Here is a 20403-nt window from a genome sequence, read left to right as displayed (position 1 = left end):
TGAAAGGAACCTGAGAATGAATCAACCCGAATCCAGTCTGATCGCGTCGAGCGATATCTTCATCGGCGGCGAGTGGCGCGCCGGCCGTGGCGCCGCGTACGCGAGCCTCTATCCCGCCGACCAGTCGATCAACGCGGAGATCACGGCCGCGAGCGCCGACGACGCGCGCGAAGCCGTCGAAGCCGCCGATGCCGCATGGCGCAAGCCGAACTGGGCGGGTCTGAAACCGCATCAGCGCGCGGCCGTTCTGCATCGCATCGCCGATCTGATCAACGCGCGTCATGAATCGCTCGCGCAATTGCAGCGCCGCGACAACGGCAAGCCGATCAGCGAGACGCGCGGGCTCGTTACGAGCGCGGCGAACACGTTCCGCTATTTCGCGGCGTGCGTCGAAACGTTCGAAGAGACGCTGACGCCTTCGCGCGGCGACTTCATGACGATGAGTGTGCACGAGCCGCTCGGCGTCGTCGCGGCGATCACGCCGTGGAATTCGCCGATCGCCTCCGATGCGCAGAAGCTCGCGCCCGCGCTCGCGGCCGGCAACGCCGTCGTGCTGAAGCCTGCCGAAGTGACGCCGCTCGCGTCGCTCGCGCTCGCTCGCATCTGCGAGGAAGCGGGCGTGCCGGCCGGTGTGATCAGCGTGCTGCCGGGCAAGGGCTCGATCGTCGGCGATGCGCTCGTGCGCCATCCGCTCGTCAGGAAGATCGCTTTCACGGGCGGCACGGAAGTGGGGCGCGGCATCGCGCGGCTGGCGGCGGACAAGCTGATGCCGGTATCGCTGGAACTGGGCGGCAAGTCGCCGACCATCGTCTTCGAAGACGCCGATCTCGATCACGCGGTGAACGGCGTGCTGTACGGCATCTTCAGCTCGTCGGGCGAATCGTGCATCGCGGGGTCGCGGCTTTTCGTGCAGTGCTCGATTTATAAGGAATTCGTCAAGCGTCTCGCCGATGGCGCCCGCAAGCTGCGCGTGGGCGACCCGTCGCGCGAAGACACGCAGATGGGGCCGCTCATCACGGGGCAGCATCGCGAGTCGGTGGAGCGGTATGTCGCGCTCGGGCTGGAAGAGGGCGGCACGCTGTTGTGCGGCGGAGAACGCCCGACCGGCGACGGCCGCGAGCAAGGTTTTTTCTATCTGCCGACGATCCTCGAAGGTCTGACCAACGGCGCGCGGATTTGCCAGGAAGAGATTTTCGGGCCGGTGCTGGTCGTCATGCCTTTCGACGACGAAGCATCGCTCCTGAAGGAAGCGAACGACAGCGTGTTCGGCCTCGCCGCCGGCATCTGGACCGCCGACTACAAGCGCGCCTGGCGCCTCGGCCGCGCGCTCGAAACGGGCACGGTCTGGATCAACACCTACAAGCAGTTTTCGATTTCGACGCCGTTCGGCGGCTGGAAGGACAGCGGCATGGGCCGCGAGAAGGGGCGTCTCGGGATCTGCGAGTACATGCAGCAGAAGAGCATGTACTGGGGCCTGAACGACGCACCGCTGCCGTGGGCGAACTGAAGAGGCACCTATGACGATCCTTGGCATTGAACAGATTACCTACGGTGTGACCGACCTCGACACCTGCCGGCGCTTCTTCGCCGACTGGGGCCTGAAGGAAGTCGCACACGACGAAACCCGCGCGCGCTTCGAGTCGCTCAACGGCTGCACGATCCTAGCTGTCGATGCGAACGACCCGTCGCTGCCGCCCGCTTTCGAGCCAGGTCCGACCTTGCGCGAAGTGACCTGGGGCGTGGCGACGAACGCAGAACTCGACGCCTTGCGAGGACGCTTCGCCGGTCAGCCGGGACATTTCGAAACGGAGTCGGCGGTCGGTTGCATCGATCCGAACGGCATGGCGATCCGCGTCGAAGTCACACGCAAGCGCGCGATCGACGCAAAGGGCTCGCCTTCAAACGTGTGGGGCCAAACCCTGCGCGTCGATACGCCGAGTCCGGTATACGAGCGCGCGGAGCCGGTCGAAGTGGGGCATGTCGTGTTCTTCACGAACTGCGTCGCCGAGCAGGAGAAGTTCTATCACGAGCTGCTCGGCTTCGAGACCTCGGACCGCTATCCGGGACGCGGCGCGTTCATGCGCTGCGCGCCGCACGGCGGGCATCACGACCTGTTCCTGCTGCAACTGCCCGACGGCAAGCGCGGCCTGAATCACGTCGCGTTCACCGTGCGCGACATCCACGAAGTGTTCGGCGGCGGCCTGCACATCAGCCGCTGCGGCTGGACGACGCAGCTCGGGCCGGGGCGGCATCCGGTGTCGTCGGCGTATTTCTGGTACTTCCAGAATCCGGCGGGCGGGTTGATCGAGTACTACGCGGACGAGGACATTCTCACGCCCGAGTGGCAGCCGCGCGACTTCGAGCCGGGGCCGACCGTATTCGCGGAATGGGCGGTCGATGGCGGGCTCGACGGCAATACGCGCCGTCAGAAGAACGCGAAGGCGCCCGAGGGCAAGTTCATGACGGAGCGGAAAAATGGCTGACGACATCATGCAGGACGCGCCGCGCACGATCGTCGTGATCGGCGGCGGACAGGCGGCGGGCTGGATCGTGAAGACCTTGCGCAAGGAAGGCTTCGACGGCCGCCTCGTGATGATCGCCGACGAGATCCATCTGCCTTACGAGCGTCCGCCGCTCTCAAAGGCCGTGCTTTCGGGCGACGCCGGTATCGACACCGTGCGCCTCGTCAACACCGACGATTTCGCGGCGCTCGACGTCGAAGCGTGGCAGCCGGATTGCGCAACGTCGATCGATCGCGCGGCGCGCATCGTGCATACGGCGAGCGGCCGCGAGGTGCGCTACGACCGCCTCGTGATCGCGACCGGCGGCGCCGCACGTCGTTTGGCCGAGTGGCTCGTCAGAACCTCGCACGTCACGTATCTGCGCACGCTCGACGATGCCGTCACGCTCGGCTCGCGGCTTCGCCAGAGCCAGCGCGTGCTGGTGATCGGCGGCGGCTGGATTGGACTCGAAGTGGCGGCGACGGCGCGCAAGCTGGGCGTCGACGTGACGGTCGTCGAAGGCGCGCCGCGTCTTTGCGGACGGTCGGTGCCGCAGGGCGTGTCGGACTTCCTGCTTGAGTTGCATCGCTCGAACGGCGTCGATATTCGCCTGAACGCAGCGCTCGTGTCGGTCGACGATCGCGACGAAGGCGTGCGCGCCAGGTTCGCCGATGGCTCGACGCTCGACGCCGATTTCGCCGTGGCGGGCATCGGGCTGACGCCGCATACGTCGCTCGCGGAAAACGCCGGGCTGGAAGTGAACGACGGCATCGTCGTCGATGAATTCGGTGCGACGAGCGACCCCTGCGTGTTCGCTTGCGGCGACGTCGCGAATCATCCAAACGCGTGGCTGAAGCGCCGCGTGCGGCTCGAATCGTGGGCGAACGCGCAGAACCAGGCGATCGCGACCGCGAAGGCGCTGATGGGCGTGCGCGCGCCATACGCGGAGATTCCGTGGTTCTGGTCGGATCAGTACGACGTGAACCTGCAGATTCTCGGCGACATTCCGGCGGGCGTCGAACCCGCCGTGCGCGGCGATCTGCAGGCGAGGCGCGCGACGCTCTTCTTCCTCGACGATGGCATGATTCGCGGCGTCATCGCGATCAACTCGCCGCGCGATCTGAAGCTCGCGCGCAAATGGATGGGACAGGGGCGCGCGGTGGATGTCGCGACGCTCGTCGATGCGGGCAAAGCGCTCGCCTGAGCGCTGGCTCGATCGGCACACAACACGACAGGGAACAGGCATGAGAACTATCGGCAACACGATCGCGGAGCAGGGCGGCGCCAGCGTCTCGGGCACGGTGACCAAAGGGTCGATCATCGCGCGCATCGAGCGCCTGCCGGCGAACGCCATGCAGGTGCGCGCGCGGATTCTGATCGGCGCGGCGACCTTCTTCGACGGCTTCGACGTCATCACTATCGCGGCCACGCTGCCGCTGCTCATCCAGAAGTGGGGGCTGACGCCCGGACAGGTCGGCTTTTTGATCGCGTCGGGATCAATCGGGCAACTGATCGGCGCGTTCCTGTTCCCGTCGCTCGCGGAACGCTACGGCCGCGTGCGGGCGATTGCGTGGAGTTCGGGAATCATCGGCCTCACGAGCATCGCGTGCGGCTTTGCGCCGACGTTCGCCGTATTCGTCGCGCTGCGCATCGTGCAGGGATTGGGGCTCGGCGGCGAGTTGCCGGTGGCGGCGACTTACATCAACGAGATCACACGCGCTCACGGACGCGGGCGCTTCGTGCTGCTGTATGAGATCGTGTTCCCGATCGGCCTGCTCGCATCGAATGCGCTCGGCGCGTGGATCGTGCCGCGCTTCGGCTGGGAAGCGATGTACTTCATCGGCGGCGTGCCGCTCGTGCTGTTCTTCCTTCTGCGCGTGCTCGTGCCCGAATCGCCGCGCTGGCTCGGCGAGCGCGAGCGCATGGCCGATGCCGACCGCGCGCTCAACGCGTTCGAAGCGAGTGTGAAAGGCCCGCTGCCGCCGGTGAAGGACGTGGCCGAGTTCGAAGCGATGGTGCATCGTCACCCGAAGCGCCGCATGGCCGATCTGTTTGGTCGCGCCTACATCAAGCGCACCGTCGCGGTCGCGCTGCTGTGGATGACGTGCGGCGTGATCCAGTACGGCCTATCGACGTGGCTCCCGACGATCTACAAGACCGTGTATCACGCGCCGCTGCAACTTGCGCTGAACCTGGCGGTCGCGGCATCGGTGCTCGGCGTGCTCGGCTCGCTGACGTGCGCGCTCATCGTGGACAAGGTCGGGCGCAAGCCGGTGATCAACCTGTCGTTCGTGCTGTGCGCAGTGTCGCTCGTGCTGGCGGGCGTGTTCCATACGCAGTCGGTGTATGTGGTCGCGACGTTCTGCGCGCTGGCGCTCGGCTTCATGGCGTGCGGGTTCATCACCGCTTACGTGTACACGCCGGAGCTTTATCCGACGAGTATTCGCGCGTTCGGCTGCGGTCTGGGCGGCGCGTGGCTGAAGATCGCGGCGATTTTCGCGCCTGCGCTGGTGGGCAAGACGCTCGTGGGCGGCAATCTGGACATGGCGTTCTATCTGCTCGCCGCCGTGCCGGTGCTGGCGGCCGTCGCGGTGCATTTTCTCGGAATCGAGACGAAGGGGAAGGTGCTGGAGCAGCTTGAGGCTTGATAAAGGAAACGGGGCGCATCGACGATGCGCCCCGTTTCCAGAAGCGATCAGAAAATCACATACACCTTGCGCATCGTCTCTTCGACTTCCCACAGTCCTTCTGTATTTGCTTCGAAGAAGAGCGTATCGCCGCCTTTGAAGTGAACCGTGTCTTCGCCATCGGGCGTAAAGCGGCCGCTTCCGCTAAGCATGTGCATTACTTCCGCCTGCTTCACCGAGCGCCGATACGTGCCGGGCGTGCATTCGAAGATGCCCGTATCGATCGCTTCTGCGCCCGGAATCACGCGCTGTGCGCCGGAGACGCGAATCTCCGGCGTGCCGGGGAGGCCTGCCGTGCCCCAGTCTTCCAGTCCTTCGAGGGCGATGCTCTGCCTGATCTGCTGTACTTTCATGTCGCTCGTATTCGGTGAGGGTTAAAGGTTCAGCGTGAAGCAGCGATGCGCTGCTCGATCTTGCCGAGCCGCACGACGGTCACGCCCGGGCGCAGTTGCCTGAGCGATGGCATCACGAGCATGCAGTCGTCGTAAGGCGTAACGACCGCCTTTCCCTCCGACCAGCCGATCACGCTGCCTGCTTTCTCGAAGACTTCGAGACCGGTATAAGGCCCGGCGAATTTGAAGTCGAGACTCTCTGCAACCACCGGTTCCGTCACCCGCACGACGAGCATTTCATCGGGCAGCGGCGCGAACCAGTCTTGCGGCAAGTCGCTTGCATCGACCACGCCCGAGAGCGTCAGAAAGCGCGCGGTGACATCGCGCGCGACATCGACGGCGCTCGCCTCCCAATGCTGTCCGCATTCGATCAGGAGCGCGTTCTTCGGACTCGCGGCATCGCCGAAGCCTTCGTAATCGCGCATGCGACGGCCTTCAGGATGGCCTTCGTCGCAGATCACGGTCGTGGGTGCTCCAAGCTTCGCCGACAACTCGATGCCCTTCGCAAGCGGTCCCGCCACGATCAGCGGCTTGCTTTTCTCGTGCATCGAATGGAGGTCGAGCAGGAGATCGACGGTATCGATCACGGGACGCATCGTGCGCGCGCGTTCGAGTTCACTGGAGACACGCGACGTGTCGTCGAGCGTCTTCGCGGTCCACACGCGGTTGAAGTCCTGATCGACGAAACGCGCGGCGTCGGGCTTCGACGCATCGAAGCTCAGATACGCCGCGACGTTCGCGAAGGCAAGCGTCAGGCGACCGCGACGTGGCCGCAACTTCGCGCGCAAGAGCGCATCGACGACGATCGCGCCGCACACTTCGTTGCCGTGCGTGAGCGCGTTGATCATCACGTGCGGCCCGGCGACGCCGGAGTCGAACGTATGCACGTACGCGATACCCGAGTCGCTCGCTTCGTGCGCGGAGATATCGGGGAACGCGACTTCGATCGGATAGGCTTCGATGCTCATTCGAGACCGCCCTGGCAGAGATATTTGATCGACAGGTAATCGTCGAGACCGTACTTCGATCCCTCGCGGCCGTAGCCCGATTCCTTCACGCCGCCGAACGGCGCCGCTTCGCTCGCGAGCGCGCCTTCGTTGATGCCGACGATGCCCGCTTCGAGCCCGCGTGACACCCGGTCGATGCGGCGAATGTCCTGACTATAGAAGTACGACGCGAGGCCGAACGGCGTGTCGTTGGCGGCGCGTAGCGCTTCGGCTTCGTCGTCGAAACGGAACAACGGCACGACCGGGCCGAACGTCTCTTCACAGCTCAATTGCATCGCGGACGTGGCATCGGCGAGCACGGTCGGCGCGTAGTAGTTCGGTCCGAGCGCGGTCAGCCGCTTGCCGCCCGCGAGCACGCGCGCACCTTGGGCCACGGCATCGTCGACGTGGCGCACGATCTTGTCGATTGCGCGCGCGTTGATCATCGGGCCGATCTGCGCGTCGGGGTCGGTGGCGGGCGCGACCTTCAGCGCCGCGACGCGTTTCGCGAGCATGTCGCCGAACTTTTCGTACACGCCCGATTGCACGTACACGCGATTCGGACACACGCACGTCTGCCCGCCGTTGCGGAACTTCGAGACGAGGAGGCCCGTGACGGCGGCGTCGAGATCGGCGTCGTCGAAGACGATGAAGGGCGCGTTGCCGCCCAGTTCCAGCGACAGCTTCTTCAACGTCTCCGCTGATTCGCGCGCCAGATACTTGCCGACCGGCGTCGAGCCGGTGAACGTGATCTTGCGCACGCGGCTGTCATGCAGCCACGAGGCGACGGCCGACACCGCGTTCTCGCGCGACGCCGCGATCAGGTTCAGCACGCCCGGCGGCACGCCCGCCTCATGCGCGAGCAGGACGAGCGCGAGCGCGGTGAGCGGCGTGTCCTCGGCCGGCTTGCCGACGACCGTGCACCCCGCCGCCAGCGCGGGCGCGATCTTGCGCGCGATCATCGCGAGCGGGAAATTCCACGGCGTGATCGCCGCGACGATGCCGACCGGCTCCTTCACCGCCGTCATCCGCTTGCCGCGCTGCTGCTGCGGAATGATGTCGCCGTAGATGCGCGTCGCTTCGTCCGCGAACCACTTCACGTAGGACGCGCCGTACAGCACCTCGCCGCGGCCTTCCGCGAACGGCTTGCCCTGTTCGAGCGAGATGAGCCGGCCGAGCGCGTCGGCGTTTTCCATCATCAGGTCGTGCCAGCGATGCAGCACCGCCGCGCGCTCTTTGGGCAGCGCGTCGCGCCACGCGGGGAAGGCGCGCGCGGCGGCGTCGGTGGCGGCGCGCGCGTCGGCTTCACCGCTGTCGGCGACGTCGGCGATGACTTCGCCCGTCGCCGGGTTCGTCACGCCGAAGCGCTTGCCGCTCGCGGCGGCGACCCACTTGCCGTCGATGAAGTTGTCGGGACGGATCAGGTCCTTGAGTTCCAGCTTCGATGCCATGTTGCAGACTCCTTTCACACTTCGATCACGCGAGGCGTTCGGCAATGGCCTTGCCGACTTCGGTCGTATTGGCCTTGCCGCCGAGGTCGCCGGTATGCGGGCCTTCCTTCAATACCGCTTCGATGGCGGCAAGCATTGCGTCGTGCGCTTCGCGTTCCACGCCCTGGCCGCCGCCGAGGAAGTCGAGCATCATCGCGGCGGACCAGACCATCGCGATCGGGTTGGCGATGTTCTTGCCGGAGATGTCGGGTGCCGAGCCGTGGACCGGTTCGAAGAGCGACGGGAACGTGCCTTCCGGATTCAGGTTGCCCGACGGCGCGATGCCGATCGTGCCGGTGCACGCGGGGCCCAGGTCCGAGAGGATGTCGCCGAAGAGATTGGTCGCGACGACCACGTCGAAGCGATCCGGGTTCAGCACGAAGCGCGCGCAGAGGATGTCGATGTGCTGCTTGTCCCATTTCACGTCGGGGTAGAGCGCGGCGACTTCGGCGGCGCGTGCATCCCACCACGGCATGCTGATCGAGATGCCGTTGCTTTTCGTCGCGACGGTGATCTTCTTCTCGCGGCGCATGGCGAGATCGAATGCGAACTTCAGCACGCGCTCCGAGCCCTTGCGCGTGAAGATCGATTGCTGCATCACGAGTTCGCGGTCCGTGCCTTCGAACATCGTGCCGCCGACCGACGAATATTCGCCTTCGGTGTTTTCGCGCACGATCATGAAGTCGATGTCGCCGGCTTTGCGGCCCGCGAGCGGGGAGGGCACGCCGTCGAAGAGACGCGCCGGGCGCAGGTTGATGTACTGGTCGAATTCGCGGCGAAACTTGAGTAGCGATCCCCAGAGCGAGACGTGATCGGGCACGGTGTCGGGCCAGCCGACCGCGCCGAAGAGGATCGCGTCGGCGCCTTCGAGCTGCGACTTCCAGTCGTCCGGCATCATCTGGCCGTGCTTGGCGTAGTAGTCGCAGCTTGCCCACTCGATGTGCTGGTATTCAATCGCGATATTGAAGCGCTTGCTGACGGCGTCGAGCGCGCGCAGGCCTTCGGGCATCACTTCCTTGCCGATTCCGTCTCCGGGAATGACGGCGATCCGGTATGTCTTGCTCATGCGAGTCTCCTGATGAAAGTGTCGATGAGGGATAGTTTATTCCTGCTCGAACATCTTAGAATCGTTGTTTTGGTTAAGCCACTATGCACGTATCGTGAAGAAAGTTTTGAACCCTACGCCGAATCTCGACGACCTGCGTGTTTTCTGCCTCGTTGCTCGCAAAGCCAGCTTCAGCGCGGCTGCCGACGCGCTTTCGGTGTCGGCAGCGTATGTCAGCAAGCGGGTGAGCGTGCTGGAGGCGGACCTCGGCACGCGACTGCTGCACCGGTCGACGCGTCGGGTGGCGATTACCGAGGCGGGAGAGCGCGTTTACGCATGGGCCGAGAAGATTCTGGACGACGTCGATCAGCTAGTCGAGGACGTTTCGACTACGAGACGCCTGCCACGGGGGACGCTTTCGGTGTCCAGTAGTTTTGGGTTTGGGCGGCATGTTGTGGCGCCTGCTCTGGCACGATTGACGGAGCGGTATCCGCAGTTGAGCGTGCGGCTGGAGTTGTTTGATCGGATCGTGGATGTCGCGGGGGAAGGGTTCGATCTCGATGTGCGGATCGGCGATGACATCGCGCCGCATTTGATCGCGAAGAAGCTGGCGGAGAATCATCGGGTTTTGTGTGCGTCGCCGGGGTATGTGGAGAAGCATGGGGTGCCGAAGACGGTGGCGGATCTTGGGGCGCATCAGTGTCTTGCGATCAAGGAACGGGATCATCCGTTTGGGCTCTGGCGTTTGAGCGTGCGTGGGGAGATGACTTCTATTAAGGTGACCGGGCCTTTGTCTACTAATCATGGGGAGGTGGCGGTGCAATGGGCGCTTGCCGGGCGAGGGATTGTGCTGCGGTCGATGTGGGATGTTCGGCCCTTGCTTGAAAGTGGGGCGTTGGTGCAGGTGCTGCCCGACGTTACCCAAAGCGCTAATGTTTGGGCGGTTTATCCGGCTAGAGTGGCGGCTTCGGCGAAGGTTAGAGTTTGTGTGGAGTTTTTGGGGGAGGAGTTGGGGTAACGAAGCCAACTCCCAGGCGGTCTGAGGTTAATCGGCCTCGAACAATTCGCTCTGGCGTCGGCAACGTTTACCGGTTACATTGATCATACGATAAATTTTCTGGCAGGTATTGCCGTCTCGTTGCTACCGACGAGCAGGTCTTGCTGGACAACAAACCGAGGGTCAAATGGAACGACTGATATTGGAAGCTATCGCACAAAAGCAGTTGATAGAGTTTCATTACCGCGATCTTCTGCGCATCGCTGAGCCCCATATATATGGCTCTACTAAAGGAGTTCGGCAGATTCTCTGTTATCAGACGGGAGGGCGGAGTAGCAATGGTGATTTGCCTGACTGGCGACGTTTCGATCTCGATCAGATGTCACGGCTTACGATCGTCGCCCAGACATTTCCCGGGCGTCGGCCTTTCCCGTCCGGAAAGCATAGCTCATGGGATCATCATATAGCGGTCGTTGACTAGACCCCTGGGACACGCTCAACGGCTTCCACCACGCGACCAAAACGGACTAACGCGCGGTGCCACCTAGCGGCGCGCAGAAAGTTAGCGAATGAACTGGCGATCGGCTGCTCCTCTGAATAGTCGTAGCCGGCGTCCGTAACTTGTCGTTAAAAAAGAGCACACGGATCCGCGATGAAGATTCAATCTGTTCGCGTAAGAAACTTTCGCGCGTTAAAGGATGTGACGATTCCCTTTGATACGGTTACAACGTTTATTGGGCCGAATGGTGCGGGCAAGTCAACTGTGCTGAGAGCGCTCGATTGGTACTTCAACGGCAAACCCAATTCACTGACCGAGAAGGACTGCTCCTTCGGAGTGACATCCGAGAACGTCGAGGTTCAAGTGACCTTTTGCGACCTCACCGAAAAGGATCGCGAAGCGCTTGGCAAGTACGCTCCTGCAGGAGTTGAAACTTTCACAGCATGGAAGCGTTGGGCGACCGACGGTTCTGAGGTACTTTCGGCGAATGCGAAGGGCTTTCCAGAATTCAACGCGATCAAAGCAGCCGGAGGTGCGACGGCGAAGAAGGATCTATACGCGAATCTCCGAAGGATCCGCGCGGATCTAGATCTCGCAGCAGCAAATACAGGTGCAGCCGTTGATCAAGCGATGATGACTTGGGAGTCTGCTCACACCGACCTGCTTGTCGACGCTCCCGAAGCCTTGCAGACCAACTTCTTTGGCTTTAACAGTGGCGGCAAGATGAGCGGACTTTTCGACTTCGTCTTAGTCGCTGCAGACCTTCGGGCAAGCGAGGAGTCGGTCGACGGAAAGTTAAGCGTCATCGGCCGAATTCTTGAGCGTTCAATCGATCGAGCCGCCGCAGACGAAGAGATCGCGAAGATTGTCCAGGAATCTCGCGCGAAGCAGCAGAGTGTCTATGAGGAGAAGTTTAAGGCGCAGCTTGAGATGATAACGACGCAGCTCAACGAGGTCGTCACTTCTTACTCGCCTGGTCGGGCAGTCACTGTCGCCCCTGCAGAGGTTGAACTCAAGGCTCCTCGTACCATCTTCGAGGTTGCAGTGCTTGACGGCAAGACCGAGACTGCGGTCGAGCGACAGGGACATGGCTTTCAGCGGACGCTTCTGATCTCCGCCCTTCAACTTCTCGCGCAGTCGGGAACAGCGTCGGCGGAGGGCGTCATTTGTTTAGCGATTGAGGAGCCGGAGCTTTTCCAGCACCCGATCCAAGCCCAAGCGTTTGCGAAGGTGCTCCGATCGCTTGCCGAGGACACCTCTAAGCGCATTCAAGTGACCTATGCGACGCACAGTCCTTATTTTCTGGAGGCGCGACATTTTAATCAGGTTAGGCGGCTCACGAGGTCGTCTGACGAGACGCCTGTCGTCACGGCCCACCTCGCTACAGTTGCTGACGTAAAAGCAAAGCTGAATGGTGTACATAGCGGCGAGACGGTCGACCGTCAGATCGATGGCATCGTAGCGAATCAGCTTGCCGTGGCGCTCTTCGCGCATCGCGCTTTCATCGTAGAAGGCACGACAGAGTCGTCGGTGTTTCACGGAATCGCCGATAAGACCTTTGTCGGCTCACTTGAAACTGCTGGCGTTTCCATTGTTCCTGTAGGAGGTAAGACATCCATCCCGCTCGCACATGCGATCCTGACGTCGATTGGCATCCCAGTGTATGCGTTGTTTGATGCAGATAGCGGGTTTGAAGCGCGCGCAAAGGCCAAAGGGAAGACACCAGAAAAGATCGTCGAAGAGCGGAAAGCCCATGCGACAGAGAATCGCGTGGCGCTGAAATATTTCGGGCGGGCTGAAGAGGACTTCCCCGCTACGATCGTCGCTAATGAGGTAGCGATCTTCGAGGATAACCTTGAAACATTCCTGTCGGCGAACTGGAACGAATGGATTGCGGCCTGCAATCACATCGAGGCTGCGGCAGGTATCACGCTCGCGAAAAATCAACTCACCTATCGTACCGCAACACTTCAAGCCAAGGGCGCAGTACCAGAGATGCTCATGCAGATCCTGGGCAAGGTTAAGGGAACGTAGCCGAGACGCTGACCAAACCTGCCGTTAGTTCATGTCGTGTCAAGAACATGGACGGCCGATAGACTGTTGCTGCAGCAATTAGCTAACCTCGGAGAGCCAGCACCTCCATCAGTGGACTAGCACTTTCGACCCTTTGCGGACGTCATAGACTCCAGGGCAAAGGGTCGGCTTCGCACTCACGATCTGCCATTCGCACGCCTCGATAAGAGGGAAGCGGCCCTGGCGGTACGCCGCGATATGCAAGGTTGAGATCAACCTCTTCGCAAGGACGAACGGCCGAACGAATTCCAAAGCAGTAACCCACGAGCAACATGCCAACCATGAGCGCGGCGTCGATGGAAGGATCAGATCCCACGTACGACTGTAGTGAGATGTCAATGCCCTCGAAAGCCGGTACGCTCAACGTACCGATCGACGTGACGTAACAGATGTGTTTGCGGCACGTGATGACCAAATGGACCGGCTCACACCGCGAGCAAACAAGCGCAATGACCCAGTTGGTTTTGCTTCATTCCGAGCGCATCGACATCGGGCTTTACTACCCGCCCGTTTCACACACAAGAAATCGAATACGCCCGGAGTTAATCGTGACAGGCTCTCGGAGAGACAAAGGACGTGTTGTCGTGTCCCGTCAGGCGCGGTTACGGTTGTAGACATCAAGAAACACCGCCGCCAACAAGACCATCCCCTTGATCACTTGCTGGTAATCAATGCCAATGCCCATGATCGACATGCCGTTGTTCATCACGCCCATGATGAAAGCGCCGATCACCGCGCCCACCACTTTGCCCACGCCCCCGGAGGCCGATGCTCCGCCGATGAAACAGGCCGCGATCACATCGAGCTCGAAGCCGAGGCCAGCCTTCGGCGTTGCCGTGTTCAGGCGTGCCGCGAAAATCAGACCCGCCACTGCCGCCAATACTCCCATGTTCACAAAGGTCAGGAAAGACAGACGCGCGGTGTTCACGCCCGACAAACGCGTCGCCTTCTCGTTGCCGCCCAGCGCATAGATACGGCGACCGATCGTCGTGCGATTGGTCACGAACTGGTAGATCAGGATCAGCACGGCCATCAGGATCAACACGTCGGGCAAGCCCTTGTACGTGGAAAGCAGCCACACCAGATAGGTAACGGCTCCCGCGAACAACACGTTCTTCGCCACGAAGAACGCCACCGGTTCGACGTCCATATCGTGTGCCAGTGCCTTGCGGCGCTTGCGCACCTCCGCCGCGACCAGGCCCAACGCCAGGAAGACGCCCACGATCAGGGACAGCACCCGGAAGTCCGTGCCACCGAACGGATCAGGCAGAAAGCCCGTGCTGATCCGCTGAAATCGCAGCGGGAACGGCCCGACCGATTGGCCTTGCAACAGCGCCAGTGCGAGCCCCTTGAAAATAAGCATCCCTGCCAGCGTCACGATAAACGACGGAATGCGCGCGTAAGCCACGAACCAGCCCTGCGCCGCACCGATCAACGCTCCCACCAGAAGCGCCACGATGATCGTCGGCACTACAGGCCACGAGTACTGCACGATCAGCACCGCGGCTAGCCCGCCGATAAAGCCGCTGACCGATCCGACGGACAGATCGATGTAGCCGGCCACGATGACGAGCAGCATGCCCAGCGCCATCACAATGATGTAGCTGTTCTGCAGAACCAGATTGGTGATGTTCAACGGCTGCATCAGCACGCCGTCGGTCTGGAACTGGAAGAACCCCATGATAACGACCAACGACAGCAGCAGGCCGTAGTCGCGCAGATTGTTCTTGAGAAAGCCGAGTTTCATTAAATGGCCTTGATTCGATGTAGATAGGTCACGCATGACCGGCATTCACAATGGCGCGCATGATACGTTCTTGGCTCGCTTCGTTTCGATCGAGCTCGACCACGAGCCGACCTTCGTTCATCACGTAGATGCGGTCGCACATCCCAAGCAGCTCCGGCATTTCGGACGAAATCATCAGAATCCCTTCGCCCCTGCGCGCCAGCTCGTCGATGATGGTGTAGATCTCGTATTTGGCCCCGACATCGATACCTCGCGTGGGTTCATCGAGAATCAGCAGACGCGGCTTTGTAAACAGCCACTTGCTCAGCACGACCTTCTGCTGATTGCCGCCCGAGAGATTGACCACCCGTTGCTGGATGCCCGAACTGCGGATGCGCAACGATTCGCGATACTGCTGCGCAACCTTTGCCTCGGCGTGTTCATCGATCACACCGTGATCGGACACTTCGGCGAGATTGGCGAGCGACACGTTTTTGCGGATTTCCTGCTCGAGGATCAGGCCATACCCCTTGCGATCCTCGGTCACATAGGCAATGCCATGCTTGATGGCCTTGCCGATGGTCGATACATCCACTGTCTGGCCGTCGATCAGCACCTGTCCGCTGATCCGCCGACCATACGAGCGCCCGAAGATACTCATGGCCAGTTCGGTGCGGCCCGATCCCATCAGTCCGGCGATGCCGACGACTTCGCCCTTGCGCACGTTCAGGTCGATGCCCTTGATGACCTCCCGCTCCGAATACTGTTCGTGGAACACGTGCCAGTCGCGTACTTCGAAGATGACGTCGCCGATCTGCGGCGTGCGCTGCGGATAACGGTGTTCCATGTCACGGCCGACCATGCCGCGAATAATGCGATCCTCGCTGATCTCGCTTGCGGCGCAGTCGAGCGTCTCGATCGTGCTTCCGTCGCGGATGACGGTAATCTGATCCGCGACCTGTGTAATCTCGTTGAGTTTGTGCGAAATGAGAATGCAGCAAATACGTTGTGCCTGGAGTTCCAGCAGCAGTTTCAGCAGCGCGGCACTATCGGTCTCGTTCAGACTCGCAGTGGGTTCGTCGAGGATCAGCAGCTTCACGCGCTTTGACAGCGCCTTGGCAATTTCCACCAGCTGCTGCTTGCCGACGCCGAGCTTTCCTACAGTAGCATCGGGCGACTCGTTCAGACCGACGCGCCGCAGCAATTCGCGCGTGCGCTTATGCGCCGCGTGCCAATCGATCACGCCACATCGCGCCCGTTCATTGCCAAGGAAAATGTTTTCGGTGATCGAGAGCATCGGCACCAATGCCAATTCCTGATGGATGATGATGATGCCGCGCTCTTCGCTATCGCGGATGTCCGTGAAGCGTTGCACCTGCCCTTCGAAGTGGATTTCCCCCTCGTAGGACCCGTGCGGATATACACCGCTCAGCACCTTCATGAGAGTGGACTTGCCCGCGCCATTCTCACCGACGATCGCATGGATTTCTCCGGCTTTGACCGTCAGATTGACATTATCGAGTGCTTTGACACCCGGAAACGTCTTGGTGATGCTGCGCATGGACAGGATGGTCTCGTCCGCCACGCCGTCTCCTGAATTTGTGATGTTGTGCAGGGTCCGCTAGCCGGAGCGCGCGTGGCGCCTCCGGCGACAGACTTGACTTCGATATTGCCTTACTTGACCTGCGCTTCCGTGTAGTAGCCGCTGTCAATCAGGATCGGCTTCCAGTTGGAGCCATCCACCAGTACCGGGTTGAGCAGATACGACGGAACAACCTTCACACCGTTGTTGTAGGTTTTGGTGTCGTTCACCTCCGGCTGCTTGCCTTGTGCCATCGCGTCGATCATCGCAACCGTCACCTTGGCGAGCTGACGCGTGTCCTTGAACACGGTCGAGTACTGCTCGTTGTGCAGAATGGACTTGACCGAAGGAACCTCGGCGTCCTGCCCGCTGACGATCGGGCACGGCTGCTGAGCCGTGCAATAACCCACGCCCTTGACCGACGACAGAATGCCAATGCTCAGGCCGTCATACGGGCTCAACACGGCGTCGAGCTTGGCATTGCCGTAGTAAGCGGACAGCAGATTGTCCATACGGGCCTGAGCGACGGCGCCATCCCAGCGCAACGTACCGACCTTGTTCATACCAAACTGCTTGCTGCGCACCACCAGCTTGCCGCTCTTGATGTACGGATCCAGCACGCTCATCGCGCCGTTATAGAAGAAGAAGGCGTTGTTGTCGTCGGGCGAACCACCGAACAGTTCGATATTGAAAGGGCCTTTACCCTGTTTCAGACCGAGCTTGTCGACAATGGACTGCGCCTGCAGCACGCCGACCTTGTAGTTATCAAACGTCGCATAGTAATCGACATCGGCCGTGCCCTTGATCAGGCGATCGTATGCAATGACCTTGATGCCCGCATCGTGCGCCTTTTTGAGCACATCGGTCAGCGTCGTCCCATCGATTGCTGCTATCACCAGCACCTTCGGTTTCTTGGTGACCATGTTCTCGATTTGCGCGAGCTGATTCGGAATGTCATCGTCGCCATACTGGAGATCGGTGGAGTAACCATCCGCCTGCAGATACTTGACCATGTTATTGCCATCGGCAATCCAGCGCGCCGACGACTTGGTCGGCATGGACACAGCAACTAACCCCTTGTTGTCGGCATGTGCGATACCGATCATTGGCAGCGCCATGACCGCAATTAGGGTTTTCAAGAACAGACGTTTCATCGGTAAGTCTCCTTCGGCGTATGAATGAGTGCCGCTCTGGCCGCGGTCCAGGCGAGCGTATTGTTAAAACACCGCGAATTGATCTTTACTTGTCCGTGTCATGCCCGCATTCAGGTGGTCTCGGTGATGGAACGGAACCCTCTTCATCAAGCCCCGGCTCGCGCGCACTCAAGCTTGCACCCGTCTTGTAGGCCTGCGCCCGGTCACCGTGCGTATAGCAGGCGACCACTTCACGCCCGTCGGGGGATTGTTGCAATACCCCTTGTGACGCCGCTGACCCGGCGCCCATTGATGTAATTCGTGTCTCCCGCTCCGGTTTCGCTCGTTTTGATTTTTGCCCTCAGGCGGATTGGAAGCAAGTCTACGTCCGGCGTCAGCATGCGTCCAATATAAAAATCCCCTAGCATTGATATCATTTTTGGTATCGCCCGTTGCACTGCCCTCTACACCCGCTGCAACGAAATCGGCTAGCTGATTGCAGGGCTAGACGGTGGGATTGTGTTTGGCCGGACTTATATAGCTATCCGTGCTGGGGGAAGCCGGCGTCCTGCCGCCCCATCGACAAATGTCCGGTCCCAATCGCGTAGCCGCCGCCCGAACGCCCCGTCCATGTAAGGCACTAACGTCCCTTGATGGCCGTCAGTTCGCGTTCAAACCACTCACCAGAAAGGCGACGTCGCGGATCATAACGTCGGCTCGGTAGAAGCTTCATTCCATTGGGGCTCTCGGCCAGGAAGCGTCATTCGCCCATACTGTCGCTCGGACATTCACGAGTCGGTTTCACTCGGGGACCGGCCATTCAATTCGCGATGGCGAAGTGTTGCTTGACGGCGTTTCCTGTCATTAGAGCGTCGGTCTCCGGCGGGCAGCTTGGAGTACATCTCGTTCAACTGCCACCACGATATCAACGCCATGCTTTTCAGGCTAACGTTCGCGGAGCGTCTGTGAGTCCGGCTAGTGGTTGCGTTATTTTTGTTTTCCTCCTCGTTATGACTAGACTATTGATCGCGAGGTCGATTCTTCCTTTGCAATAGCAGTGTCGCGGCCGTGTCTGAGACTGGTCAACGTTGACGAAGTCGAGGCCATTCGTTATGTTCGATTTCCTCGGAAGAATACGCGTCCCGACTGCTCATAAAGCATCGACTCGCGGACGTACACCCCCCGCGCGGACACCAACGGCACATCAAGAAACGAATGACCCGGCCGCAAGGCCGGGTCATTCCCCTACGACCCCGCCACCGCCGCTTCCCCTTCCTCCGGCCGAGCCGAAGCCTCCAACGCCGGATCATGCGGCAACAGCAAAACGGCGCCAACGCCAACCAGCCCCGCCCCAGCCAGACAAAGCAGCCCGGCCCCAAACCCCCCGGTGCTATCCTTGATCCACCCCATAGCATAGGGCCCAAAGAACCCCGCCAGATTCCCTAAGGAATTAATAGCAGCAATCCCTCCCGCCGCAGCAGCTCCCGAAAGAAACGAAGCCGGCAGAGTCCAGATAATCGGCAAGCAACCAAAGATCCCGAACCCGGCAACCGACAAAGCAATCATCTTAAGCACAGGATTATCGAGCCCAGCCGAAGCCGCAATCCCTCCGGCAGCAACCATCAGTGCCAGCGCCACATGCCACTTCCGCTCAAGCGTCCGATCCGAGTGCCTCCCCCAAAGCACCATACTGATGACACCGACGACATAAGGAAGCGAAGTAACGAACCCTGTTTGCAAGTTCGTAAGTCCAAAGGCCTTAACAATCTGCGGCAAGAAGAAACTCAACCCATAATTCGTCGCATTAGCGCCAAAGTAGATCAAGGCAATCGCGAGCACCTTGGGATTGAAGATCGCTTCTTTAACACTAAACGAATGCACCGCTTCCCGATGCTGCCTCTCATGCGCTTGCCGATTCACTAACCAGTCCCGCTCATCTTTAGGCAGCCAATGCGCATCCGCAGGCTTATCGGTCAAATAGAAAAACACCACGAACGCCAGCACCAGCGCGGGCAACGCTTCGATGAGATAAAGCCACTGCCACCCAGCCATCCCTTTCAGCCCATCGAGCGACAAAAGCGCTCCGGAAATCGGCCCACCGATCACTGTGGAAAGCGGAATCGCAGCCATGAAGTACCCGACGACACGCCCCCGGTAAGCCGCAGGAAACCAGAGCGTCAGCAGAAAAATGATCCCTGGAAAGAACCCAGCCTCAGCGATCCCCAGCAAAATCCGCAGCGTATAAAACACATGCGCGGCCGACATCCCCGTGTACTGAGAGATCTGCGGAATATAGGCCATCGCGGCCGCAAGAATGCCCCATGTGAACATGATCCGCGCGATCCAGCGTCGCGCGCCGAACCGCTCCAGCAGCAGGTTCGAAGGCACCTCAAAGAAGAAGTAAGCGATGAAAAAGATACCGGCGCCGAACCCGAACGTACTTGCCGAAAACCCTAACGCCTTGTTCATCTGCAACGCCGCAAACCCGACGTTGACCCGATCAAGATAAGCAATGAAATAGCAAAGGATGAGGAACGGCACGAGCCGGACCATCACGTGCCTCATGGTGCGAGTTTCGATCTCCATCTATGTCTCCTCCGAATCGAGTCGGCTGGTCGTTGATGTAGATCGAGACTACTCTTTACGCGGTGACTTCTGAAGTAGTGTTTTCGATCGCCCGTACACATTCCGGCGGCGAAGATCGGCAGGCATCCCAAATTGTGCGTGATTACGCGTTTGTAATGCGCCGTGTGGTTGTTGTAATCACACGTAGCCGCCTAAAACCACTTATTGATGCCCACCCGAAAACAGCGTCTCAAGCGGATAGTGGCTTTTAACAAACGGCGACTTGATGATCACATAGCTGAAGTATTTCTCGATGCCGATATCGCGCTCGAGCAGTCCTTCGATAATGCTCTGATAGTGGCTCACGCTGCGCGTTACGAACTTGAGCAGGTAGTCATACCCGCCGCTCGCGAGATGGCACTCGACGATCTCGTCGATATCCTTGATCGCGTTGACGAACTTGATAAAGTCCTCGCGACGATGATCGGCGAGCGTCACTTCGGTGAAGACGATCTGTACGTCGCCGAGTTTCTCCAGCGAAATCTGCGCGCCATATCCGACGATATAGCCCGCCTTCTCCAGCCGCTTCACACGAATCAAACAAGGGCTCGGCGACAGCCCGACCGCGTCGGCAAGCTCGACGTTTGTGATGCGGCCTTTCTTTTGCAATTGCGAAAGGATCCGCAGATCGATACGGTCAAGCTTGCAGTCGTTGCTCATCTTGGTG

15 protein-coding genes and 1 pseudogene are annotated in these 20403 nt (G+C 60.6%); 6 read left to right on the top strand and 10 right to left on the bottom strand.

Going from position 1 to position 20403, the window contains the following annotated elements; all coding sequences use genetic code 11:
• Positions 1-16 precede the first annotated feature (16 nt).
• The 4 genes from AWB65_RS11290 to AWB65_RS11275 are packed head-to-tail and all read left to right on the top strand — an operon-like array spanning position 17 to position 5149.
• Positions 17-1507 (top strand): aldehyde dehydrogenase, encoded by a 1491-nt coding sequence (locus tag AWB65_RS11290; RefSeq protein ID WP_087667242.1) that lies wholly within the window; start codon positions 17-19, stop codon positions 1505-1507.
• A 10-nt stretch (positions 1508-1517) separates the two neighbouring features.
• Positions 1518-2483, top strand: coding sequence for a VOC family protein (locus tag AWB65_RS11285; RefSeq protein ID WP_087667241.1), 966 nt, complete (start codon positions 1518-1520; stop codon positions 2481-2483).
• A 7-nt stretch (positions 2484-2490) separates the two neighbouring features.
• Positions 2491-3705, top strand: a complete 1215-nt coding sequence (locus AWB65_RS11280) for an NAD(P)/FAD-dependent oxidoreductase (protein ID WP_087667287.1) — start codon at positions 2491-2493, stop codon at positions 3703-3705.
• A 40-nt stretch (positions 3706-3745) separates the two neighbouring features.
• Positions 3746-5149 (top strand): MFS transporter, encoded by a 1404-nt coding sequence (locus AWB65_RS11275; RefSeq protein ID WP_087667240.1) that lies wholly within the window; start codon positions 3746-3748, stop codon positions 5147-5149.
• A gap of 47 nt (positions 5150-5196) precedes the next feature.
• Here AWB65_RS11275 and AWB65_RS11270 read toward each other — a convergent pair whose 3' ends face one another.
• The 4 genes from AWB65_RS11270 to AWB65_RS11255 are packed head-to-tail and all read right to left on the bottom strand — an operon-like array spanning position 5197 to position 9122.
• Positions 5197-5541: a cupin domain-containing protein gene (locus AWB65_RS11270; RefSeq protein WP_087667239.1), complete on the bottom strand. Its 345-nt coding sequence runs from the start codon at positions 5539-5541 to the stop codon at positions 5197-5199.
• A gap of 29 nt (positions 5542-5570) precedes the next feature.
• Positions 5571-6548, bottom strand: a complete 978-nt coding sequence (locus tag AWB65_RS11265; RefSeq protein ID WP_087667238.1) for a M14 family metallopeptidase — start codon at positions 6546-6548, stop codon at positions 5571-5573.
• Positions 6545-8017, bottom strand: a complete 1473-nt coding sequence (locus AWB65_RS11260) for an NAD-dependent succinate-semialdehyde dehydrogenase (RefSeq protein ID WP_087667237.1) — start codon at positions 8015-8017, stop codon at positions 6545-6547. Before AWB65_RS11260 ends, AWB65_RS11265 begins: the two co-directional genes overlap by 4 nt.
• 25 nt (positions 8018-8042) lie before the next feature.
• Positions 8043-9122: a tartrate dehydrogenase gene (locus AWB65_RS11255; RefSeq protein ID WP_087667236.1), complete on the bottom strand. Its 1080-nt coding sequence runs from the start codon at positions 9120-9122 to the stop codon at positions 8043-8045.
• 106 nt (positions 9123-9228) lie between these two features.
• Between AWB65_RS11255 and AWB65_RS11250 the strand changes: the two genes are divergently transcribed.
• Positions 9229-10119, top strand: coding sequence for a LysR substrate-binding domain-containing protein (locus AWB65_RS11250; protein WP_087667286.1), 891 nt, complete (start codon positions 9229-9231; stop codon positions 10117-10119).
• A 631-nt stretch (positions 10120-10750) separates the two neighbouring features.
• Complete coding sequence (locus AWB65_RS11240) at positions 10751-12631, top strand: ATP-dependent nuclease (protein ID WP_087667234.1); 1881 nt, start codon at positions 10751-10753, stop codon at positions 12629-12631.
• 232 nt (positions 12632-12863) lie between these two features.
• Here AWB65_RS11240 and AWB65_RS36910 read toward each other — a convergent pair.
• From AWB65_RS36910 to AWB65_RS11215, 6 genes and pseudogenes are all read right to left on the bottom strand, one after another.
• Positions 12864-13077 (bottom strand): annotated as a pseudogene (locus AWB65_RS36910) (transposase); the annotation flags it as partial.
• Positions 13078-13262: 185 nt separating this feature from the next.
• Complete coding sequence (gene mmsB / locus AWB65_RS11235) at positions 13263-14417, bottom strand: multiple monosaccharide ABC transporter permease (RefSeq protein WP_087667233.1); 1155 nt, start codon at positions 14415-14417, stop codon at positions 13263-13265.
• Positions 14418-14445: 28 nt separating this feature from the next.
• Positions 14446-15957, bottom strand: a complete 1512-nt coding sequence (gene mmsA, locus AWB65_RS11230) for a multiple monosaccharide ABC transporter ATP-binding protein (RefSeq protein ID WP_087667285.1) — start codon at positions 15955-15957, stop codon at positions 14446-14448.
• A gap of 113 nt (positions 15958-16070) precedes the next feature.
• On the bottom strand, positions 16071-17132 hold the full coding sequence (chvE, locus tag AWB65_RS11225; protein ID WP_087667232.1) for a multiple monosaccharide ABC transporter substrate-binding protein: 1062 nt from the start codon (positions 17130-17132) through the stop codon (positions 16071-16073).
• 1224 nt (positions 17133-18356) lie between these two features.
• Entirely contained in the window at positions 18357-19697 is a 1341-nt protein-coding gene (locus AWB65_RS11220; RefSeq protein WP_087667231.1) for an MFS transporter, read from the bottom strand.
• Between the two features lie 201 nt (positions 19698-19898).
• On the bottom strand, positions 19899-20396 hold the full coding sequence (locus AWB65_RS11215) for an Lrp/AsnC family transcriptional regulator (RefSeq protein ID WP_087656943.1): 498 nt from the start codon (positions 20394-20396) through the stop codon (positions 19899-19901).
• Positions 20397-20403 lie beyond the last annotated feature (7 nt).

It is taken from the genome of Caballeronia humi (assembly GCF_001544475.1).
Lineage (GTDB): Bacteria > Pseudomonadota > Gammaproteobacteria > Burkholderiales > Burkholderiaceae > Caballeronia > Caballeronia humi.
Note: the sequence above shows the minus strand (reverse complement) of the source record. Positions and strands in the feature narration are given on the sequence as shown.

Bases quoted from the DNA above. Each gene is read 5' to 3' on its own strand.
- AWB65_RS11290 (WP_087667242.1), top strand. From the start codon at position 17: ATGAATCAACCCGAATCCAGTCTGATCGCGTCGAGCGATATCTTCATC.
- AWB65_RS11285 (WP_087667241.1), top strand. From the start codon at position 1,518: ATGACGATCCTTGGCATTGAACAGATTACCTACGGTGTGACCGACCTC.
- AWB65_RS11280 (WP_087667287.1), top strand. From the start codon at position 2,491: ATGCAGGACGCGCCGCGCACGATCGTCGTGATCGGCGGCGGACAGGCG.
- AWB65_RS11275 (WP_087667240.1), top strand. From the start codon at position 3,746: ATGAGAACTATCGGCAACACGATCGCGGAGCAGGGCGGCGCCAGCGTC.
- AWB65_RS11270 (WP_087667239.1), bottom strand. From the start codon at position 5,541: ATGAAAGTACAGCAGATCAGGCAGAGCATCGCCCTCGAAGGACTGGAA.
- AWB65_RS11265 (WP_087667238.1), bottom strand. From the start codon at position 6,548: ATGAGCATCGAAGCCTATCCGATCGAAGTCGCGTTCCCCGATATCTCC.
- AWB65_RS11260 (WP_087667237.1), bottom strand. From the start codon at position 8,017: ATGGCATCGAAGCTGGAACTCAAGGACCTGATCCGTCCCGACAACTTC.
- AWB65_RS11255 (WP_087667236.1), bottom strand. From the start codon at position 9,122: ATGAGCAAGACATACCGGATCGCCGTCATTCCCGGAGACGGAATCGGC.
- AWB65_RS11240 (WP_087667234.1), top strand. From the start codon at position 10,751: ATGAAGATTCAATCTGTTCGCGTAAGAAACTTTCGCGCGTTAAAGGAT.
- mmsB (WP_087667233.1), bottom strand. From the start codon at position 14,417: ATGAAACTCGGCTTTCTCAAGAACAATCTGCGCGACTACGGCCTGCTG.
- mmsA (WP_087667285.1), bottom strand. From the start codon at position 15,957: ATGCGCAGCATCACCAAGACGTTTCCGGGTGTCAAAGCACTCGATAAT.
- chvE (WP_087667232.1), bottom strand. From the start codon at position 17,132: ATGAAACGTCTGTTCTTGAAAACCCTAATTGCGGTCATGGCGCTGCCA.
- AWB65_RS11220 (WP_087667231.1), bottom strand. From the start codon at position 19,697: ATGGAGATCGAAACTCGCACCATGAGGCACGTGATGGTCCGGCTCGTG.
- AWB65_RS11215 (WP_087656943.1), bottom strand. From the start codon at position 20,396: ATGAGCAACGACTGCAAGCTTGACCGTATCGATCTGCGGATCCTTTCG.